23 protein-coding genes are annotated in these 22605 nt (G+C 35.1%); 2 read left to right on the forward strand and 21 right to left on the reverse strand.

All coding sequences use genetic code 11. The features are described from left to right. Position 1: 1 nt before the first annotated feature. From rnc to ACMGE6_RS11820, 10 genes are all read right to left on the reverse strand, one after another. Positions 2–727 carry a ribonuclease III gene (gene rnc / locus ACMGE6_RS11775; protein WP_414046623.1) on the reverse strand — a complete coding sequence of 242 codons (726 nt, stop codon included), beginning with the start codon at positions 725–727 and terminating at the stop codon, positions 2–4. A gap of 129 nt (positions 728–856) precedes the next feature. Continuing rightward, entirely contained in the window at positions 857–1090 is a 234-nt protein-coding gene (locus ACMGE6_RS11780) for an acyl carrier protein (RefSeq protein ID WP_414046624.1), read from the reverse strand. Positions 1091–1130: 40 nt separating this feature from the next. Beyond that, entirely contained in the window at positions 1131–1865 is a 735-nt protein-coding gene (gene fabG, locus ACMGE6_RS11785) for a 3-oxoacyl-[acyl-carrier-protein] reductase (RefSeq protein WP_414053915.1), read from the reverse strand. Further along, positions 1856–2767 (reverse strand): ACP S-malonyltransferase, encoded by a 912-nt coding sequence (gene fabD, locus ACMGE6_RS11790; protein WP_414053916.1) that lies wholly within the window; start codon positions 2765–2767, stop codon positions 1856–1858. The genes fabG and fabD overlap by 10 nt, the downstream gene beginning before the upstream one ends. Next, entirely contained in the window at positions 2760–3743 is a 984-nt protein-coding gene (gene plsX, locus ACMGE6_RS11795) for a phosphate acyltransferase PlsX (RefSeq protein ID WP_414053917.1), read from the reverse strand. The genes fabD and plsX overlap by 8 nt, the downstream gene beginning before the upstream one ends. Continuing rightward, positions 3736–4359 carry a transcription factor FapR gene (gene fapR, locus ACMGE6_RS11800; protein WP_414046871.1) on the reverse strand — a complete coding sequence of 208 codons (624 nt, stop codon included), beginning with the start codon at positions 4357–4359 and terminating at the stop codon, positions 3736–3738. Before fapR ends, plsX begins: the two co-directional genes overlap by 8 nt. A gap of 83 nt (positions 4360–4442) precedes the next feature. After that, positions 4443–5114, reverse strand: coding sequence for a class A sortase (locus ACMGE6_RS11805; RefSeq protein WP_414053918.1), 672 nt, complete (start codon positions 5112–5114; stop codon positions 4443–4445). Positions 5115–5124: 10 nt separating this feature from the next. Beyond that, positions 5125–7161, reverse strand: a complete 2037-nt coding sequence (gene recG / locus ACMGE6_RS11810; protein ID WP_414054862.1) for an ATP-dependent DNA helicase RecG — start codon at positions 7159–7161, stop codon at positions 5125–5127. Between the two features lie 120 nt (positions 7162–7281). After that, entirely contained in the window at positions 7282–8925 is a 1644-nt protein-coding gene (locus ACMGE6_RS11815) for a DAK2 domain-containing protein (protein ID WP_414054863.1), read from the reverse strand. Positions 8926–8936: 11 nt separating this feature from the next. Continuing rightward, a complete protein-coding gene (locus ACMGE6_RS11820; RefSeq protein ID WP_414046630.1) occupies positions 8937–9311 on the reverse strand; it encodes an Asp23/Gls24 family envelope stress response protein in 375 nt (124 codons plus the stop codon). Between the two features lie 293 nt (positions 9312–9604). Here ACMGE6_RS11820 and rpmB point away from each other — a divergent pair, with 293 nt between their 5' ends. Continuing rightward, positions 9605–9793 (forward strand): 50S ribosomal protein L28, encoded by a 189-nt coding sequence (gene rpmB / locus ACMGE6_RS11825; RefSeq protein ID WP_096076757.1) that lies wholly within the window; start codon positions 9605–9607, stop codon positions 9791–9793. 74 nt (positions 9794–9867) lie between these two features. Here the strand turns inward: rpmB and ACMGE6_RS11830 are convergent, their stop codons facing one another. The 6 genes from ACMGE6_RS11830 to ACMGE6_RS11855 form a co-directional block, all read right to left on the reverse strand. Then, entirely contained in the window at positions 9868–10506 is a 639-nt protein-coding gene (locus tag ACMGE6_RS11830) for a thiamine diphosphokinase (protein WP_414053919.1), read from the reverse strand. 1 nt (position 10507) lies between these two features. Then, positions 10508–11152: a ribulose-phosphate 3-epimerase gene (rpe, locus tag ACMGE6_RS11835; RefSeq protein ID WP_414053920.1), complete on the reverse strand. Its 645-nt coding sequence runs from the start codon at positions 11150–11152 to the stop codon at positions 10508–10510. Continuing rightward, positions 11152–12030 carry a ribosome small subunit-dependent GTPase A gene (gene rsgA / locus ACMGE6_RS11840; RefSeq protein WP_414053921.1) on the reverse strand — a complete coding sequence of 293 codons (879 nt, stop codon included), beginning with the start codon at positions 12028–12030 and terminating at the stop codon, positions 11152–11154. Before rsgA ends, rpe begins: the two co-directional genes overlap by 1 nt. 2 nt (positions 12031–12032) lie before the next feature. Further along, on the reverse strand, positions 12033–12872 hold the full coding sequence (locus ACMGE6_RS11845) for a formate/nitrite transporter family protein (RefSeq protein ID WP_414053922.1): 840 nt from the start codon (positions 12870–12872) through the stop codon (positions 12033–12035). Between the two features lie 222 nt (positions 12873–13094). Then, positions 13095–15077: a KUP/HAK/KT family potassium transporter gene (locus ACMGE6_RS11850; RefSeq protein ID WP_414053923.1), complete on the reverse strand. Its 1983-nt coding sequence runs from the start codon at positions 15075–15077 to the stop codon at positions 13095–13097. Between the two features lie 94 nt (positions 15078–15171). Continuing rightward, positions 15172–15474, reverse strand: a complete 303-nt coding sequence (locus ACMGE6_RS11855) for a hypothetical protein (protein ID WP_414046636.1) — start codon at positions 15472–15474, stop codon at positions 15172–15174. Between the two features lie 79 nt (positions 15475–15553). On the opposite strand from ACMGE6_RS11855, the gene ACMGE6_RS11860 reads away from it, so the two are divergent. Further along, a complete protein-coding gene (locus ACMGE6_RS11860; protein ID WP_414046637.1) occupies positions 15554–15862 on the forward strand; it encodes a rhodanese-like domain-containing protein in 309 nt (102 codons plus the stop codon). 127 nt (positions 15863–15989) lie between these two features. Here the strand turns inward: ACMGE6_RS11860 and ACMGE6_RS11865 are convergent, their stop codons facing one another. The 5 genes from ACMGE6_RS11865 to ACMGE6_RS11885 form a co-directional block, all read right to left on the reverse strand. Then, a complete protein-coding gene (locus tag ACMGE6_RS11865) occupies positions 15990–17345 on the reverse strand; it encodes an IS1182 family transposase (RefSeq protein WP_414054829.1) in 1356 nt (451 codons plus the stop codon). Positions 17346–17510: 165 nt separating this feature from the next. Next, positions 17511–18788 carry a cytochrome P450 gene (locus ACMGE6_RS11870; protein WP_414053924.1) on the reverse strand — a complete coding sequence of 426 codons (1278 nt, stop codon included), beginning with the start codon at positions 18786–18788 and terminating at the stop codon, positions 17511–17513. A gap of 51 nt (positions 18789–18839) precedes the next feature. Further along, positions 18840–19706, reverse strand: coding sequence for a hypothetical protein (locus tag ACMGE6_RS11875; RefSeq protein WP_414053925.1), 867 nt, complete (start codon positions 19704–19706; stop codon positions 18840–18842). Positions 19707–19807: 101 nt separating this feature from the next. Next, positions 19808–21865, reverse strand: a complete 2058-nt coding sequence (pknB, locus tag ACMGE6_RS11880; protein WP_414053926.1) for a Stk1 family PASTA domain-containing Ser/Thr kinase — start codon at positions 21863–21865, stop codon at positions 19808–19810. Next, the gene (locus ACMGE6_RS11885) at positions 21866–22603 is read right to left on the reverse strand and encodes a Stp1/IreP family PP2C-type Ser/Thr phosphatase (protein ID WP_414053927.1); all 738 of its coding nucleotides are present in this window, start codon (positions 22601–22603) and stop codon (positions 21866–21868) included. Positions 22604–22605: the final 2 nt, after the last annotated feature.

The raw sequence follows: 22605 nt of genomic DNA on the forward strand, positions 1-22605 counted from the left end.
ACTACTCCCCTGCCATCAGATGTGCTAAAGCTTCCTGTGCTGCTTTTTGTTCTGATTCTTTCTTCGTTCTGCCAATGCCGCTACCTAGCTTTTCACCTTCAACACATACAATTGAAGTAAATGTTTTAAAATGAGCTGGCCCATCTTCGCTGATCAATTGATATTCCACCTGAACGTTCTTGTGTTTATGAATGTATTCCTGTAAAAACGTTTTATGGTCAAGAATGCCAACCATTAAATCCTCAGTAATATTCGGAAATATAAAACGATTGAAAAATTGGAGTGTGACGTCATAACCTAAATCTAGATATAACGCACCCACAAATGCCTCAAAAACGTCAGCTATTAAAGACGGGCGAGTTCTTCCACCTGTTTTCTCTTCACCTTTACCAAGTAGTATCAATTGATCGAAACCTAACTTTTTGGCAAATGTCACAAGTGAAGGCTCACATACAATTGCAGCACGTAGCTTAGTTAATCTACCTTCCGGTAAATCAGCATGCTCTGTATATAAATATTGTGAAACCATCAATTCTAACACCGCATCTCCTAAAAATTCCAAACGTTCATTATCATTGACTTTGTCCAATTTAAAATCATTAATAAAACTTGAATGTGAAAATGCCTGTATATAAATTGTGATATCATTTGGTTTAATATCAAGGTCATTAAATGTCTTTTGAATTTTCTTTTGAAACTTCTCGATAATCGCTAATCTTCTATTCATTGCTTACCTCCTTATAAATACACTCTTTCATTTTACGTGATATAACCGTCAAAAAAAAGTCATATCTCGATATAAATACAGAAAAACCCTATATTCAGCAATGATTCGTTACCGAATATAGGGATAGGATTATTTTTCTAATGATTCGATATATTTTACTGCATCACCAACTGTGTTGATTTTTTCAGCATCTTCATCAGGAATTTCCATCCCAAATTGATCTTCTAATTCCATTACTAATTCAGCAATATCTAAAGAATCCGCACCTAAATCATCTTTAAAAGATGCATCAGCAGTTACTTTATCAGCATCAACGCCTAAGCGGTCAACGATAATATCTTTTACTTTGTCGAAGTTTTCCATGTATTTCACCTCCTTAAAATATCCTTTTTTATTTTAACGTTTAGTTCATCAACATGCCACCATTTACATGCAATGTTTGACCTGTGATATACTTCGCTTTATTGCTTGCAAGGAAACTTACGGCTTCAGCAATATCTTCAACTTCACCAAGTGAGGCGAGTGGAATTTGTTTTTTCATCGTGTCCACAATTTCTTCGCTTAATTGATCCGTCATATCACTGACAATAAATCCCGGTGCTACGGCATTGACACGAATTCCACGACTCGCAAATTCACGGGCAAATGTTTTAGTTAAACCTTCTACACCTGCTTTGCTCGCAACATAATTAGCCTGGCCTGCATTCCCTAACGAACCTACGACACTACTCATATTGATGATAACCCCGTAACGTTGCTTAAGCATTTGTCTTGAGACTGACTGTACAACATTAAAGACACCTTTTAGATTCGTCGCAATCACTTCATCAAATTCTTCAGGTTTCATACGCATCGTCAAATTGTCACGTGTAATACCTGCATTATTAATCACTACATCTAATGAACCAAATGTTTCAATGGTTGTTTTTACCATCGTTTGAACAGCTTCCAGGTCACTCACATTTGCCTGAATTGCAATCGCTTTTTGCCCGAGTGATTCAATTTTGGTTACAACACCTTCAGCTCTTTCTTTAGATCCTGAATAATTTACTACGATGTCAAAACCATCTTCTGCCAGTTTTATAGCTGTGGCTTCACCTATACCTCTTGAACTACCTGTTACTAACGCTACTGCCATGTTTTCACCTCTTTTATTTGCTCAATCGTATCTATTTGCATTATATTCACAGCGCGGTTTATCTTCTTAACCAGTCCTGAAAGTACTTTCCCTGGTCCTACTTCAATAAAAGTATCTACATCTTGATTTAATAAAAACTCAATTGATGACGTAAATTCAACTGGTGAATACAATTGTCTCACTAAATTTTGTTTAATTTGATCTTTATCAGTTACAGGTTGAGCCGAAACGTTTTGAATTACCGGTACAATCGCGTCATTAAACGTAATTGTATCTAAAAATTGTTTAAAATCATCTTCAATCACTTTCATCAAACTCGAATGAAATGGACCTGTGACATTCAGTGGAATAATTTTTTTTATATTAAATGATGCTTTATTTTCAATCAGTTGATCGATTAAATTTTTATGTCCGGCAATTACAATTTGACCTGGACAGTTAAGGTTTGCGATATCTAATTTATGTTCATCATTTGATAACTTTTTACATGCATCTTCAATAACCTGTCTATCCGTACCCATTACTGCAGCCATAGATCCTATGCCAGGTGGAAATGCTGACTGCATTAGCTCTCCGCGTTTACGCACAACCTTGACAGCATCAATCGGTGAGAGCACTTCTGCTGCGACAAGTGCAGCATATTCACCCAAACTGTGACCTAATACATAATCGGCATTAATCGCACTCAACTTTAATGCAGCAATACTATGCATCACAATCGCTGGTTGTGTATTTTTAGTCTCTTCTAACTTCTCTCCATTAAACATCGTAGCTAAAATATCATCATCTAAACTACCAGCAAGGTCATCTAATAAAACTTTACCTGCCTGATCCTGATAAATATCTTGGGCCATCCCTTTATACTGTGACCCTTGACCAGGAAACATCAATACTTTACTCAATACCAGCCACCTCTTTAGATAAAATACTGACGATATCTTCTTGTGCAGCAAGTCGTGCTTGTCGCAGCGCATTGAAAAATGCTACCTTATCACTTGAGCCATGCGCTTTAATCACGATACCATTGACACCAAAAAGTACAGCACCACCGTACTCAGAATAATCCATCTTGCCTTTTAATTGTGCTAAATCGTTCTTCAATACTGCTGTTGCTAATTTGTTTTTAGTACTGCTTGTTAATACTTCTTTTAACATCTTAAAAATATTCGTAGCAGTGCCTTCTAATGTTTTAAGAATAATATTACCGGTAAATCCATCAGTTACGACAATATCTGCAGTACTGTTGAGCAATGTCTTCGGTTCAACATTACCGATAAAATTTAATGAATCATCTGCTTGTAATAAAGCAAAGGTTTCCTTAGTTAAAGAGGTACCTTTTTTATCTTCAGTACCGATATTAGCTAAACCAATGGTTGGATGAGCAATTTTTCGGTTAACCTTTGCATAAACATTTGCCATCTTAGCATATTGATATAAATGTTCTGGTTTTGCTTCTGCATTCGCACCCATATCAAGCAACATAAATCCTTTATTATCAATCGTTGGCATCGTCATGGCCAAAGCAGGTCGCTCAATACCTTTAATTCGTCCAACTACAAATAACCCAGCAGACATTAATGCACCAGTATTGCCTGCAGACACACATGCATCCGCTTCATTTAATTTAACCGCTTCAGCAGCTCGTACCATTGAAGCATCTTTCTTACGACGAATTGAGCGCACAGGTTCATCATCCATCGTTATTTGTTCTGTACACGGGAAAAATTTAAAGTGCTCATACTTAATCGTATTACATTCAGGTAAACCATACCCTAAGATTTCCACATCATCATACTTATCTAAAAATAATTTAATTCCCTCATTTACGATATCCGGTGCATCGTCTCCGCCCATTAAATCAACTGCTATTTTAATCATTCGTATCATCCTCACTTGTATAATACATTTCAAATAAACCTTTAAAAACTACTGACTGTTTCACAGTACTTTCCACTTTAATTGTCGCACGCTTATTTTTTTTCGTTAAAACTGTCGCTTTAGTAATGACTCTGTCACCAAGTCTAACAGGTTTCTTAAAATTTACTTCACTTTTTGCAGTCAGTGCCAGTTCATCATTAATAATCGCTACACATAAAGAATTTGCCTGAGCGAATAAGTAATGACCTCTCGCTATCTTGTTGCGATAAAAAACATGTTCTTCTTTTATATCAAGAATTGAAATCGCTGAATGATCCAGCTGTAAATCAATCACTTCTCCAATAATTTCATTTAAAGGTAATGCTCGTACCTCATCACGTTGTTTAACAGCAACATCTTTTATACGTTCTCGTAGTTCAGGTATATTTTGTTCAAGGCGATCCAGTCGTATCGTTTGAATACTCACATTTAAGTCACGGCTTAAATCTTCATCTGTCAAAAAGGGGTCTTCATTGAGCCGTTTTGCTAGTTCTGCCTGGCGTTCCTTTTTATTTAATTTTTTCATCAACTCATATCCTTTTTTAGTAGTTGGTCTTAGTACTAGTAAATATAACATATTTATCTTTCACATCGCAACTTATAAAATATATAAAAAAGACTTATTTGCAGGCTTTCACCCGATTAAATAAGTCTTGTTTATTATGCAGCTTTAGATTTTTTTGAAGTCTTAGGTTCTTTAACCTTTTTGCCATTTTCTTCATATAATTTCGCTTTGAAAATCATTCGTTCACTGAAAAGCATACGATTTGGATCATAATTATCACATGTAATTAACGTAAGTTCCTGTAAAGCATTCTTTTTCTCATCAAGCACTCCGACCTGCGTTGGTTTTACATTAAAAATTTTATAGATGCGATATTTTTTAATACCATCACGTGATTGAAGAATAACACTATCTCCGACTTTGGCACGGTCCAGATAGTTAAATCGAATGCCTGCCCCTTCTACGCGGTGGCCAGCAATCGCAACATTTTGTTCTGACAACTTTTCACCTTGTTCAACAAGAGATACACCATTTTTTAAATTCTTTTGTGTCGCGGGTCCTTTTAGTAAAGGCTCATTGATTTTAGCCGCTGGTATTTTCAGATAACCTAACATATTTGCTTTGAGTTTAAGTTTATCCGGCTCAGTTTTAGTAATCCATTTCTCTAATTCATTTACTTTAGGTTTATCTTCATGCTTTTCATAAGCCGTAATAATTTTTTCATTTACAATATCCGTATAATATTCACGTATATTTTGCCAGAAAAACATAACGATCGCTGCCACAATACATAACACACCTAGTATTCTAAGTAATATTCTTCCCATCATTCTCTCCTTAATCTATTTCCTGCATATTTATTTCATGCGCAAGACGCTCTTTTAAAAATGTCAGTTCTACACTATCAATCTTACCACTTAATATTAATTGACTTGCTTCATCACGTGCAACTTCAAGCATACGATAATCCTCAACAATATTAGCAACTTTAAAATCAGGCAACCCACTTTGTTTAATACCAAAAAAATCTCCCGGACCGCGCATTTCAAGGTCTTTCTCACTTAAAACAAAACCGTCTGTTGTTTGCGTCATGACCTGTAGTCGTTCAATGCCTGTTTCTGATTCAGGATTACCTACAAGTATACAATAACTCTGATGACTACTTCTACCGACACGCCCTCTTAACTGATGAAGCGTCGATAAACCAAAGCGATCCGCGTCATAAATAATCATCATCGTAGCATTTGGAACGTTTACACCTACTTCAACGACAGTTGTTGAAACAAGAACATCAAGTTCATGATTTGCAAACTGATGCATGATTCCATCTTTTTCTTCAGCTTTCATCTTCCCATGCAATAATCCGACGCGATCATGACCAAATTTATTTTGATATGTCTCAAAAATTTCAGTTGCATTTTTAACATCCAGATGTTCAGATGCTTCGATTAAAGGACAAATAACATAGGCCTGTCGACCTTTGTTAATTTCATCCCGCGTTTTATTATATACCGCATCGATTGCTTCATGTTTTGCCCATTCTGTTATAATCGGTTTTCTACCTTTCGGCATTTGCTTAATCGTTGAAACATCCAGTTGTCCAAAAACCGATATAGCAAGCGTTCTCGGAATAGGCGTTGCAGTCATAAACAAGACGTTCGCATTGGCTCCTTTTTCTCTTAATAGCTTTCTTTGATTGACACCAAATCTATGTTGTTCATCTGTTATCACAAGCCCAAGTTGTTTAAAGATGACCGGATCACTGATTAAGGCATGTGTACCTACCAATACATCGATTTCACCAGCTGCGAGCTGCTCTAAAATATACGCTCTTTTCTTACCCTTTACAGAAGAAGTGAGGAGTTCAATATTTACAGAGCTACCATAAAGTTCACTCAAACTTTCAGCATGTTGCTCTGCTAAAATTTCAGTGGGTACCATTAAGGCACTTTGCATACCACAAGTCTTTAATGCATACATCGCAATGGCAGCAACGACCGTTTTACCGGAGCCGACATCTCCTTGCAGCAGTCTATTCATTCTGAGCGGTGCTCTTAAATCGCGAAAGATTTCGTTTACGACATTTTTTTGTGCATCTGTAAGTTCAAATGGAAGCGTGCTAATAAACGCTTTTACCAAATTAATATCGTACGGAATATCACTGTCTTTAGATTGATGTTCCTTCAAATGAAGCATTCGCATCTTTAATTGAAATAACAACAGTTCACAAAATGCAAAAGTACGCTTTGCCTGAAGCAGACGATTGTGAGTTGCAGGGAAATGAAGCTCTGCCACTGCCTCTTTAAAATCCCACAATTTATATTTCTTTTGCAGCTCTGCAGGTAAGAAGGGTGGTAATTCAGCATTCAACAATGCATTATGTATAATTTTCTGAAAAGATGCGCGTTTAATGAGCCCTTTTAAGCTATACTGAGGCACTAAATCGTCGTTTTGGTTTGTATCAGTCAATTTCTTAAACCCTGAACCTTGAATAATTTGTTTATCTCGCATCCATTTCCCTGTAACTTTTACTTGTTCACCTACCACGACTTGTGGCTTAATATATAACTGATTAAAATATTCAACGCGTACCGCCACATTATCTACCATAATATGAAAAGATACCTTTGATTTTTTTCTGCCAAAGTGTGCGACAGTCGCTTGTGAATATATAACTCCCGCCACAGTTATCTTATCCCCATCATTTGCATCATGGATATTAATAACTGTCTCATCATTATAGCGATATGGCAAATAGAGCAGTAAACTTTCCATGTCATAAATATTTAGGGCATGTAAATGATCAAGTGTTTTTGGGCCAACACCTTTTAACGACTCAATCGATTGTTGTTTAATGAGTTGTTGTGTTTCCAGTATGTTCACCTCCTGATTATTTAATATATCTTTTTGTAATATCTATTATACGCTAAAAATAAATATCCGGACAATGCTACTTAACATGACGTAGCATCATCCGGAATCAAATTTATTATATTATTCTACAGAGAACATAAAGCTGTAGATCGGTTGCTTTCCATTTTGAATTTCAACTTCTACATCTTCATAGTGTTCTTCAAGGAACGATTCAATCGCAGCAACATCTTCTTCCGTTGCATCACTACCTTGAATCACAGTTACGATTTCTGAATCTTCATCAATCATAGACTTTAATAGTTCGATACAAACTTTTTGCTGATCCTTATCAGAAACAGTGATTTTACCTTCATTGATACCCATGAAGGCACCTTTTTCAATATTTACACCATCAATTGAAGTATCTCTAACTGCATATGTCACTGATCCTGATTTAACTGTTGCCAAAGCTTCTGTCATATTGTCAGCGTTATCTTCAACAGATGCTTCAGGGTTATAAGCAAGCATTGCAGTTAATCCCTGAGGAATCGTTTTAGATGGTACTACTTTAACGGGAACATCAGTGACTTGAGCAGCTTGTTCAGCAGCCATGATGATGTTCTTATTATTAGGTAGGACAATCGCTTCCTTACATCCACTTTGCTCAATTATCTTAACAATATCTTCTGTTGATGGATTCATTGTTTGACCACCACTAATGACGTGTGTGGCACCAATCGACTTAAATAATTCAGTAATACCCTCACCCATAGAAATTGTGATAATTGCTTTTTCAACTTTAGCAGTTTGTTCTTTTCGCGCACCGCGTTTACGTAAAACTTCACGATGTTGCTCACGCATGTTTTCAATTTTAATCTTAATAATCTCACCATATTGGCTGCCATACGTTAATGCTTCACCTGGCGTTTCTGAGTGCACATGGGTCTTTACAATTTCGTCGTCAGAAATAACAAGCAGTGAATCACCAAATTCAGCCATATCATTTCTGAAATCATCTTCATTGAACGGTTTCTTACCAGGTAAGAATCTTACCATAAATTCTGTACAGAAACCAGGAACGATATCTTCTGTTTTAACAACGTCTCCGAAATCATGATCATCATTGATAAAATCATCGTCAACTTTTCGTGCAACCGGTGCAGCAATCGCTTCGCCTTTCATGACACTTAAAAACCCTTCATATACGTACATTAAGCCTCGTCCACCACTATCAACTACACCAACTTCTTTTAAAACCGGTAATAAATCAGGTGTACGTTGTAAAGAAGCATTACCTGCGCGCACAACTTCTTCCATTACTGCGATACAGTCATCTGTCTCTTCTGCAACTTTCATTGCACCTTCACTTGCTTCTCTTGCTACGGTAAGAATGGTACCTTCTACTGGTTTCATTACTGCTTTATATGCAGTTTTTACCCCTGCTTTAAAAGCTTTAGCAAACTTTTTAGCATCAATCTCTTCCTCAGCTTCGATATATTTAGAGAAGCCACGGAATAATTGAGATAAAATAACGCCTGAGTTACCACGTGCACCCATAAGTAGACCTTTAGAGAATGCAATACCAACATTACCAATATGTGATTCAATATGCTCTTCAGTTTCTTTTGCACCTGAAGTAATCGATAAGTTCATATTTGTTCCCGTGTCACCGTCCGGCACTGGGAAGACATTTAATGAGTCCACATAGTCTGCATTTTGAGATAAGTTATTTGCTCCTGTAATAATCATTTCAGCAAATAGCTTGCCGTCAATTGTTTTCATTATAGTTATCCTCCCTATTCTTCATCGTCCAGTTTAATGACACGTACACCCTGGATGTATATGTTAACTGAATTTACTTTTAAATTTAAAGTCTTTTCTAATGTATATTTAACTGCTGACTGAACATTATTTGCGATTTCTGAGATTTTTGTACCGTATGCGACAATGATATACATATCAACATCAAGAATACCATCGTTATTTGTAACGATAACTCCTTTAGAATAGTTATCTCTTCCAACGATATCAGCAATACCGTCTCTTACCTGATGTTTACTCGCCATACCAATAATACCATAACACTCAACTGCAGTACCGCCAGCAATCGTTGCAATGACATCACTTGAAATATCAATAGAACCAAATTCATTTGTAATTTCTAAAGTCATGATGCATCCTCCTTCTCGATTTACATTCGTCACATTATTATAATCAATTATTTATAAGAATTACAAGAAATCTATAGTAATCTATGTAATTTATTATATATAGAAAGCATATTATATGAAATTTTACAAAAAATTTTACAAATGTTTTGTAAATATAATGGAAATTACAACTTATCGTTTATTTTGAATTGTTAATTCATTAATTAGAACTTGCAATCACTGCAGCATTATGTTAAATTATTATGGTATGTAAAAGATAAGTATCTCTATATTCTATTAAAGGAGGCAAAACAATGGCTAAAGTATGTCATGTTACAGGTCGTAAAGCTGTTTCAGGTAACAACCGTTCTCACGCTATGAACTACAGCAAACGTCGCTTTGGTGCTAACTTACAAAAAGTTAGAATCTTAGTTGATGGTAAGCCTAAACGTGTATGGGTTTCAGCTCGTGCATTAAAATCAGGTAAAGTGACGCGTGTTTAATTGAATATATAGATACAAAAAAAGACCTTTGTGTGAAAGGTCTTTTTTTTATGCTTAATTATAAATTACTTAATCTACTTTTCATCGCTTTGAATCATATAGACCATGCCATTTTCTACAGTAATCTCTGCACGGTGATGTACAAATTCGTTAGATACTGTACGTGTATACCCCATCTTTACTTCTAATCGCTCAGTTTCGTATTTTAATCCATCGATTGACAGAACGACCCCGTCATTAACCGGAATAAATGATACATATTTCTTATCATTACTTTTTTCAATGATATGGGTACCTGTCGGTAGCACTTGAATTTCATTCAATTCATCTATGATGATAAATTCTGACTCAGATAATAAAACGTCTGGATGAATAAGTGTTTGCAAATTTCCCAAAAAATGATCTAACCTGCCACCTGTTGCTCCGTGAATATAGACTTTATCGTAACCAAGATTTTTGGCGTATTGAATGCCAATTTCAAGATCTGTTTCATTTTTTTCTGCTGGCAGGAACTCAACGTCGATTACCTGCTCTATACGCGCACATTCTTCCAGGGATACTGAATCAAAATCTCCAAAAGCTGCAATAGGCCTAATACCAGCATCTACTAGCATTAAAGCACCGTAGTCAATCCCTATCCAGTCAGAATCTTTAAATGTTTCAAGTAAAGTAGTAGACACTCCAATTTTAGTGCATAGTATATGTAAATCCATCTCATTCGCCCCTTAACGTTGCCGTAGGTAATGCATAGTCTTCATGCTTAAAAAAGTAAGAGCCTGCAACCAAAACATCAGCTCCTGCTTCTTTACATAGCTTTGCAGTCAGTTCATTAACCCCACCGTCAACTTCTATTTCATAGTGCAATTGATGTTTTGTACGATAGGCAGCTAAAAATTTTATTTTTTCCAGACAGCTTTCTATAAATTGCTGTCCCCCAAAACCTGGATTAACAGTCATGACAAGTACTAAATCTATATCATTTAATAGTGGAATCAATGATTCAATTGGTGTACCAGGATTCAGCGTAATACCTGCTTTTTTGCCCGCGTTTTGTATGAGTTGAATTGCTCGGTGGATATGCGGTGTTGATTCAACATGTACCGTTATAATATCACTACCTGCCTCTGCAAATTCAACAATGAAACGTTCAGGATCTTTTACCATGAGGTGCGTATCAATCGTCAGTTGCGTTATCGCTCTAATTTGATTGAGAATAGGAAACGCAAATGAAATATTGGGTACAAACTGACCATCCATCACATCAAAATGAATATAATCAATTCCTGCTGCTTCTAACTGCTGAATTTCTTTTTTTAATTCAAGAAAATTACAGGACAATAAACTAGGTGCAACTTTCATTAGTATCTCACCTTTCTGTTTTCAATTTCTTCAAGCATTTGCTGATAGTGTTGATATCTTGATTCAAGTATCTCCCCTGCATCAACAGCATCTTTTATCGCGCATTTCGGCTCATTAATGTGCAGACATTCTCTAAATTTACACTCGCCTGCACGCTGAGCAAATTCAATAAAACAGTATTTTAAAGTATTTCTGTCGATATTATCAAGATCAAGAGAACTGAACCCTGGTGTATCTGCAATATAACCTTCTTGTAATGGTATAAGTTCCACATGTCGCGTCGTGTGTTTACCACGATTGAGTGCATTACTGATGATTCCCGTATTTAAATTAGCATCAGGAATTAAAGCGTTAATAAAGGATGATTTACCAACACCAGATTGACCTGCAAGTACTGTGATACCTTGTATTAGCGAAGTAAAATTATGAGAATCCTTATTTGACACAAATAAAACTTTATATCCTATGCTTTCATAATAAGCTAAACACTTTTCAATATATGCAATTTCATCGTCTGTCAATAAGTCTTTTTTTGTTACAAGTAATACCGGTTCAATATCGTAGGACTCAATAATAGTGATAAATTTATCTACTAAATTTAAACTAAAATCAGGTTCTTTAGCACTCATGACAACGATTACTCGATCTACATTAACGACTGGTGGACGTACCATAACATTCTTTCTATCAAGTATATCCAGAATATAGCCATCTGTTTCATTTTCAATCTGAAAAGTGACAAAATCTCCAACATAAGGCGTAATCCCTTTTTTTCTGAAATTACCACGTGCTCTACATTGGTATATTTCATTTTTGTCATCTTTAACATAATAAAATCCACTTAATGCTTTAATAATCTGTCCTTTAATAACATTCACCCCTAGTGAGTTTTTCTTTTAGGTGCGTTTAAATACGCATAAAATAAACCGATAAATAATCCACCGCCGACGTAGTTTCCTAAGCCACTGAATAACAGATTGCGAAGGATAGGTACAATATTAGCACTGTCATACTGATAAATTAGAGAGCAAATAAATACTACACCATTGGCAATAACATGTTCATATCCCATATACGCGAATATCGTAACGCCGATAATCATCGCAAACATCTTTGGAAATGCTTCTTTAAAATGCATTGTCACGATAATAGAAATATTAATAAAGAAATTCGCAAAAATACCTCTGATAAAAATATCAAGTGAAGATAAATGCGTCTTTTTAGCAACTGTCGCGTTCATCAGATCAATCATTTCCGGTGTAATTACTGTACTTAATTTTATCAAACTAAACAATAATAAACCACCAATCATATTGCCTATAAAACATAAAGATAAAATTAATAAGACACGTTTAAGCGTTACTGATCTATAAAATAACCCTACTGTAAAGTACATAAAATTGCTGGTTAATAATTCAGAATACGTAAAGATAATAAATATTAATGCAAAACTAAACGTTATTCCACCGACAAGACCTGCAAGATCTTTACCGATAAGTGGGGTAAAATCAATACGGGCTTTCCATGTGAATACTGTCATTAACGCAATGATAAATCCCGCCATGATTGCTCTGAAAATATAGCGGATAAAGAAATCTTTGACTAGTCCCTCTTTCGTCAGAACAGTATCCTGAATACCATCCATTAATTTTCTTCCATAAAAGAACTTTTCTGTTTCAGGGAAATTAAATGTTGTTGTTTCCTGATTATTATTTTCCATACTTCCTACTCCTCTTGTGATTTTTTTCACATATTGTATTCTATAGTAAATTCATATAATAAACAAGACTTTATTTTAAAAAAATGACGTTAATAATTTATCGAAATATTTAGTTATAGGTTGCTTAGATTGAATAATAAAAAGTCAGTCAAAGCAAAGAATCTTAGAGCGATTCTTCACTTGACTGACTTTTAGCAACTATAAAAGTTATTCATATGCACTTTAATCTATCCTCTTCATCGGTATAGCTTTCGTCATCGGTGTTGTTAACGGAATCGTTTCAAACATTACTTCATTTGATGGTAATTCAAACCATTTGACTGGCGATGCTGTAAAACGTTTAATTGCTATCTTCCATTGTAATATTAAACGCTCGTACCATAATAAATCACCATCTAATAGTACCTCATCCTGTAATACCACAAACTTAAAATCACTGATGACACGAAGATTATTGGTACCATATGGTCTGAATTGCTCTTTCATTTGCTTTGTCTTAACTAATGTTCGGGCAATATTTTTTACATAATAATTGACATTCTGATGCATACGGAAGCCAAGAATTAACTGTACTTTAAAAATGTGATCCGTATTAAAGTTTTCAATGCGATAATTTACCTGGAATGGTTCATCACTTACTTTCACATTTACAAACCAATAGACATCAGCACGTTTAGGACGACCATCAAGTATGGACTTTATAACTTGTTTTTCAATCATCTTATCTTCTTCATTCGTTGTTAAATAAACCAGGTTCGTTGCAAATTTCGGTACACTACGATCACATTTTAATGATTTCAGTTGACCTAGATAATCATCAATTGCGACATCATGTGATTGCTTATCCTTTATCAGATAACCGTCATACCAGATAATCATCACGAATATTATTAAACAAGAGATAAGCACTGCAACATAACCACCGTGTGTAAACTTAGCTAGACTTGAGATAAAGAAAGCAAATTCTAAAAGTAAAAAGAAACCTATCGCTAAAATAACGAGTAATTGATTAACTTTCTTTTTCTTTAAATAATTGGCAAGTAAAATGGTTGTCATCATCATCGTGACTGTAATACTTAAGCCATATGCCGCTTCCATATTTACAGATGTCTTAAAGTAAAGCACAACTATGATACATAATAACCAGATGACTCCAGTCACTGTTGGTATATACATCTGTCCTTTAACCGTTGAAGGATATTTAATATCCAGTTTCGGCATAAACTTTAAATGGATAGCTTCAGAAACTAACGTATAAGCACCTGTTATTAATGCCTGAGAGGCAATAATTGCTGCAAATGTTGCAAGTAGAACACCGTACAAAATAAATGACTCAGGCATGATCTGGAAGAAGGGGTTAATTTCATCCATATGCTGATTGTCACCTAAATGTTTAATCGTCCATGCCCCTTGACCTAAGTAACTGAGAATCAGCATAACTTTAACAAACGGCCAGGTGAAATAAATAGACTTCTTACCGACATGTCCCATATCTGAATAAAGTGCCTCAGCACCTGTCGCACATAAGAAAACCGTACCAAGGATTAGAAGCCCCATTTTGTTGTCAGGACTAAATAATATTTTAATGCCAAGTAACGGGTTAAATGCTTCAAGAACGGATAAATCCTGTACAAGTTGAACCGTACCAAATACCCCCATCATCGTAAACCATAATAGCATGACCGGACCAAATATTTTACCGATACTCCCTGTACCAAAACGTTGTGCAAAGAAGATACAAGTTATGATTACGATAACGATGATAATAATGTTATTTTGATTTGAAGCAAAACTATGATAAAAGTATGGAATTTCCTGTAGCCCTTCAACAGCAGATGAGACTGTGACAGCCGGTGTTAATATACCATCAGCAAGCAATGCTGCCCCACCAATCATCGCTGGCACTAGCAACCATCTCTTTTGTTTTCTAACAAGGGTATATAAACTAAAAATACCACCCTCACCGTGATTATCAGCACGCATACAAATCATTACGTACTTAATAGTCGTTAACATTGTCAGCGTCCATATCACAAGAGACAGGCAGCCTAATACGTAATCTCTTGTCATATCTTTCAGACCGCCGCCAACAGATACGATTGCTTTCATTACATATAATGGCGATGTTCCAATATCACCATATACAATACCCAGGGCAATGAGTAACATGCCGAGAGAGACTTTTTTGTTATGATTGATATGCATTGATTGCACCTCGAATTTATTTATTTTAAACCAACAGATTGCATTTTACTCTCATATTATCAATAATACAATATATTTTTTTGAGATTTTTATACTATTCCTGTTCATTTACAGGATACTTTCTTTGTAGGTTTTCCTGATAATGCGGCTTCAGTGATAAATCATATTTTTTAAGCAGTTCTTTCTCAACTTCGAGTTTAATACGATCTATATGCGACTGGCTCATACGACGATAAATTTTATAGTTAAAATATAAGAGAGATAGCATTAGAACAACCAAACATGTAAACCCTAGCACTATCATCATCTGCAAATGATCGACCATTGCCTGGAACTGATCTTGTTTATCAATGATAAAATCTTCAATATCTTTAATAGGTTTAGCAAACAGAATCATATCTAATCTCCTTTTTATTTGTAAATGCTGTTGCATTATATGTATGATAATACTATAAACGTAGAATGGAGTGAAACAAATGACAAAAACTATCACTTTAGATGCTATACAAGATGCCATCAGTACAGGTACAGATGCTCAAATTTTAGATGTCAGAGAACTTGATGAATATGTAGCCGGACATATTCCTGAAGCTACAAATTTACCGCTTTCAGAGATAGAAACAAAAGCTAATACATTGTCTAAAGATATCGAATATATTATTATCTGCAAAAAAGGTGGTCGTGCGCTGCGTGCAGGTGAATATCTGGATTCATTAGGGTATAATGTCACGGTTGCCGAGCAAGGCATGGATGACTGGACAGGAGAAGTTAAAATAGAGGACTAAAGACAGCATACGCTGTCTCAGATTGAAGACAAACTCATTTTCATTACATGAGTTTGTCTTTTTTTAAAGGCTATATTCTCATTTATTCGAAGAAATTTCTTCGAAATTTAAATTATTGACTATAATGCTAAGCCAATTGAGTATCTTTGATAACCCAATTGGCTAACTTTTTTAAATTCATGCATGCACAAATAAGCGTGGTTTCCATGGACACTTTTTTCAATCCTCTAAACTTTGTCCATCTCATACCATGCTGTTCTTTAGCGTCACCAAATCTTCTTTCAATAGTTTGAGACCTTAATTTATATCCCATTCTTCCTTCTTCTGTATGTCTTATTTCTTCAACATCTTCTAAGTATTCTTGCCAAATATGTCTTTGAATTTGCTTTTTATATTGTTTATTTTCTGTACATTTATTTAGAAATGGACATTCTTTACATACATTTGGGTTAGAATGATACAATTTAAATCCTTCACGATCAGTACGTGTGTATTTAAGGGGGTGATTTGCAGGACAAATATATTCATTGTAATATTCATCATAAACAAAATCATTTTTTCTGAAACGGTCCTTTGGACCTCTTGGTCTAGTATATGGCATGTAAGGAGTGATTGACTCTTTAAATAAAAAGTAAGCATTAAAAGGTGTTTTATATCCAGCATCTACAGCCAAGGTTTTAGGTTTAATTCCTTTATCTTTCATTCTAGAAATCATAGGTGCCAATTGAGTACTATCATGAATATTAGCTGGTGTTACGTGGTGATCTACAAAAAATCCATTTTTATCAACACAAGCATGTAAACTATAAGCAAACTGTTTCTCACGTTCACCTTTAACATAGTAACCAGCGTCAGGATCTGTGAGACTTTCTTTCTTTTCTTTTTCTTCTGTCTTATGAGTTGGGGTGAACTCCTTTTTTCCTTCAGATTTACGAACCTCGTTTATTTCTTTATCTAATTCATCCTTATAATGAGCGACTGATTTTTTTACTACAACTTTTCTAAATCTATGTTTATTAGCATTTGCTTTTATATGAGTAGAATCAATAAATAAAGCTGAGGTATCAATCAATTTATGTTGCATCGCCAACTGTAGAATGTGTTCAAATATTTCTTCAAAAAGTGTATTATCACTGAACCTTCTAATATAATTCTTACCGAAGGTAGTGAAATGAGGAATCTTATCCTGAAAACTGTATCCAAGATACCAACGATAAGCAACATTTGTTTCGATTTCTTTTATTGTTTGTCTCATTGATTTTATTCCGAATAATTTTTGTATTAATATTATTTTTACTAAAATCACAGGGTCTATACTTGGACGACCATTATCAAGACAATATTTATCTTCGACTAGAGGATAAATAAAATTCAAATCCAATACTTTATCTACTTTTCTTAGTAAATGGTCTTGTGGAACTAAATCTGAAATTGCAACAACCTCTAATTGATTTCTTTTATCTTCTGATTTACTCAACAAAATAATCACCCCAAATCATTGTTAATATTATTGTATAAAAAAAGACTGAAAACTTCATCTCCGAAGGAGACTTTGTCTTCAGTCTGAGACAGCATACGCTGTCTTTTTTTCATCTCTAATTATTAAGCTATTCCCATAAAAAAACACACCCAAACGGGTGTGAATGATTTATTTCGTTCTATCAATATTAAGTCTCACATTATTGATAACCATCCCTGATTTAATTTGACCAGGTAATTTCGTACGGTCAACAGTAAAGTCTTGAGGCGGTACATCATATTCAATTTCACATGCGAAGTAACGCATTGTTTCTTCCATAATAATAATCGTCATCCACTCACCAGCACAACGATGATTCGTATGATAATCTCCTCCACCCTGTGGAATTAAATCAAATGGACTGCCATCCCAGTTATCAAAACGATATGGATTAAAGCGTTCTGGTTCATTAAATACATGTTCATTATGCAATGTACCAAAGATATCTAAAATAATCATTGTATCTTTCTTTATCTTGTACCCTTCAAATTCAATGTTTTTAGCAGCTTTACCTGGCAGGAAAGGTACAAAAGGATAATAACGACGTACTTCCTGTACAAATTTATAAGCGTAGTCATTTTCATCACGTGCAACACGAATTCTTTCACCCGGGAATTCATGCATCGCTAAAACACCATATGCAACGAAACGATTGATTGCGACTAACGGACGAATCACATTCATTAAATCAATTGCACAAAGACGTGAGTCCATTGGGTGTCCGTTCATATCTTCCCAGTGACTAAATTCATACAGAGCACTACCTGGTTCTGGATGAATTTTACCTTTACGTGTTCTAATAATTTGATCTTCAAGGAAATCCTCTACACGTTTACGGGCTTTACGCGCTTCTCTGTACCCTTTATAAGGAGAACCAATTGATCCGAAAGAATCAATCATCTTATCCATGTCCATTGCATATTGTTCAATATTTTCAGGTGTTTCAACAATCCCTGCCCAACGAAATCCTACTTTTGTAAGTAGAATTATAGATTCTTTATAAACATTTACTTCATCCATTAATTGCATACGTTCTGTATTTAAGAACCAGTAGTTGCGAGTTAACTTACGTAAATATTTTAAGTTTTCATCAGTCATTAATGACATAAATAATGCTTTACGGTCAATATGTTTTTTTCCAGTTGTTGTATGAATTGCACCTTTACCAAATAAAGTTTTTACGACACGAGGTGGTAAAGTACCTGAACGTTCAATTTTATCATTATCATAAAATAATTCTGCAGCTTCTTTACCACTAATAACTACAGCCTGTTTACCACCTAGCACACGCGTTTCAAAAACGTTAGAATTAAATTTTTTCGTACGATTTTGAATATATTCATATCCTTCTTTCATGATATTCAATGTATTATCAAGACCTCGATCTTTAGGCATTCTTTTCGCCATGTTGATTCCTCCTAATAAGTATTAATAATCTATACCCTAAAATACAAAAATTTAACTTAAAATCTTACGTTTTGCTGCTGATAAAACATCATCGTATATAGCATCATTCTCAATATACTCATCTGGTGTAGCTGTTCCGTCTTCCTCTATGCCATAAACAAAGATAAAATCATCGAAATGCATCGTTTCATAAATATTTGCAGCACCAAATGTCGTTTCTCCTATTTTGTATGCATCACTTTGACTTGCATAGAGCTCAGGACTCCCTTTTGTCTGTGATGATATTAAGATAACATCGGCATCATAGTTTTGTGCAGTAATACCTCGTGCATAGCGTAAATCTAAGATAACCGGTAAGTCATTTTTGTAATCCACTATATCATCAAAATTATAAATCGTTACGATTTGATATGTTTCATATCGTGATATTGTATTGTCAGGAAATGACTGAAATCTTTTTACTTCCAACTGATATTGCTCTTCTCCCCTTAATACATCTAATTTTGATTGCTTATCAATGATATGAGTCCAGTCTTGTTGCGCATCAACTTCATGAAATAATAATTTCTTGTAGCGTGTTTCGAGCACTGGTATTAAGTCATCGCTCATAGCAGTAATGTTATCTCCAACCACAAGACGGGTATCCTCATTCACTTCTGTGACAACCAAATGATCACTTTTCTTTTTAACATGAAAGCCATTGTGACCAATCAAGTTACGATGATAAAAGAACAAACTTTTAATTTGAAATTCAGACAAATACTCTAACATTATCTGCTGAAAAGTATAATCATTGTCCGGTCCAAGATTTTTAATAATATTTAAGTAAAGGTTTTCTGTTGATTCATCTTTTGTATGATTTAAAGATGTTATTTTTTCTGCAACTTGAGAAAAAATCGTATGATAATGGTGTGGCATATTTTCTCCCCCTTAATGATATATATAAAATATAGTGTTAAAATTCAAAATTTACAAATAAAAAGAGGAGACAAAATTCATTTGTCATCCTCATTTCACTTTTATTCAATTTCATCATAATCTATTTGTTCCTGTAAATATGTCTTCCCATCTATTTTAATGATAAATGCGCCTTGAGCATCTGGCTCAACTGTAAGCACAAGTCTTTTTTGGGTGTCTTTAGTTGTTTCGTATGACTCATATACTGTTGAAATATCATTATTCTTATCTTTTATAAAGATTTCAACAAGTTGAGGTGTACGTTCAACGGTCGATGGTTGATTCGAATCAATGACATTGCCCTCTTCATCTGTCTCCGGTTCTTCAGTCGAAGGTATTACTTCTTTGCCTTTATAAGGGATTCTTACAGTGCCAATATATTTCTTATCCTGCTTCTCTTTTTCAGGAGTTTCAGTGGTAACGGCATCTTTCTTATGCTTTTCCTTACCTTTTGAAACTTCGAAATTTATCGTAGAACCATACGGGAATTTAATATTACGAACGTTTTGTGATATGACATTACCTTTTGACACATCTTCAGAATATATCACCTGCGTTACATTCACAATAAATCCTAATTGCTCAAGTTCTGATTTTGCTTTTTCAAATGACTGACCAGTGTAGTCCTGAACAAATATTTGTTCAACACCTTTTGACACTGTAAATACGACGTTTGCATCGTTCGGATTAACTTCTTTATTTGCCTTTAAGTTCTGCTTGATGATCGTCCCTGATTTTTCAATATTGTACTGCTGTTTAATTTTTATAGATTTAAAACCTTGTTTGATCAGTTCTTTTTTGACCTTAACAATATCCTGACCCACATAGTCCTCAAACATAAATTTCTTAGTGCCCTTGGATACAGTAAGATTTACAGTAGATAACTCTTTCACTTTATCTCCGGCAACAGGATCAGTTTCAATAATCATGCCCTCATCGTATGAGTCAGAATAAACTTGTGTGATATTACCTTTTCGCAAGTTATTTTGTTCAAGCAAGCTTGTTGCTTCGGCAAGTGATTTACCGTTTAGATCCGGTATTTCACTATATTTGGGGGCAAATGTCATATAAGCAATCGCTGATCCCAGACCTAATATAAGGAGTAAAGGCAATAAAAATAGCCATCCTTTTTTTCTTCTTTTTTTCTCAGGCTGCTCATCTATTTTATCAGCAACTTTTGTTTTCTCTCTCGTTTCTGATGAGGTTGTAACAGGTTGCATCTCTATTGTATCATCTGATTTAACAATCGGAATCATAACTGTCGCATCATCTGCTATCATCATCTTAGGTTCTGCAGCACGTGATGCATCAAGACATGTACTCAAATCGTCATACATTTCCTGTGTCGTACGGTAGCGTTGATATTTTTCTTTCATCGTAGCTTTAAGAATAATATTTTCTAGCGCTTGCGGCACAGATGGATTCTCATCGATTACAGAAGGGAGTTGTTCCTGTATATGTTTGATAGCTACACCTACTGCCGATTCTCCTTCATGAGGAGGATGTCCTGTAAGCATTTCAAATAAAACAATACCTATTGAATATATATCACTTGCTTCATCCGTCTGTTTACCTTTTGCCTGCTCTGGTGATAAGTAATGTACACTCCCCATAATATGGTTCGTATGTGTCATCGCTGTCTCACTTAACGCGCGTGCAATTCCAAAATCAGAAATTTTTAATTCTTTGTTATGCGTCATTAATATATTTTGAGGTTTAATATCTCGATGAATGATGCGATACTGATGCGCATGTTCAATCCCTCTTAAAATCTGTTTAGCAAAGAAAACAGCTTCTTCAACCTTCAAAGGTCCATTTTCCTGAATATATTCATGTAATGTTGGTCCGTCTATGTATTCCATCACCATATAATAATGGCGTTCATCTTCATCTACATCTAACACTTTTACGATATTCGGATGAGACAATGTTGTAGCATTCTGAACTTCTCTTTCAAAACGCTTCACAGCTCTGTCTTTATCAACCGGAGGTACATTGATAATTTTAACGGCTACTTGAGCATCTAATATTATATCATCTGCCAGATAAACACTACTCATACCGCCGCCACCGATATATTTAATTAGTTTATAGCGATCGCTAATGATAGTACCAATCATTTATTTGCCCCCTTTCAAAGGGACAAGCACAAGTGATATATTGTCACGTGAGGGTGCTTCAATACAAGCATTAATTAACGCTTCACCCGCATCTTTCACCGTCTCACTACGATAGATAATTTCATGAATCAATGATTCATCTATATAATCAGTGAGACCGTCAGAAGACAATAAAAGATATTGATAGCGATCAAAATCATATTCAAATAAATCAGGGTAAATTCTCTTATCTGAACCCATCACTTTCGTGATGACATTACGTTGAGGGTGATTACGTGCTTCTTCTTTCGTCAACCCACCTGCCATCACTAGATGGTTGACAAAAGTATGGTCATGCGTGACTTGGCGCATTTCACGCTCATTAATAAGGTATGCACGTGAATCACCCACATTAGCAAGTACTACTTGATGATCGTATAATATTGCACACACAAGTGTGGTACCCATCCCTTGATTTTCGTTTTCCTGATGACTTTGCTGATACAACAGACGATTAATATCGGATATATTGCTCTTTAACCAACTTTCAGCTTCCTGACGTTCTATAAAATTCTCTTCAGAGAAGCGTGTGCCAATCAGGTCATTAACAAATTGACTTGCCACATCACCTGCGTTATGACCGCCCATACCATCACATATAACAACAAGCATCTGTTCTGTATGATTGTAATAAACGCCTCCCGCATCTTCGTTACGAGAGCGTACCGGACCTATATCCGTAAAAAAACGTGCGTGCATAT

The sequence above is a fragment of the Macrococcus equi genome (genome assembly GCF_047426745.1).
In the GTDB taxonomy this organism is placed as follows: Bacteria; Bacillota; Bacilli; order Staphylococcales; family Staphylococcaceae; genus Macrococcoides; species Macrococcoides equi.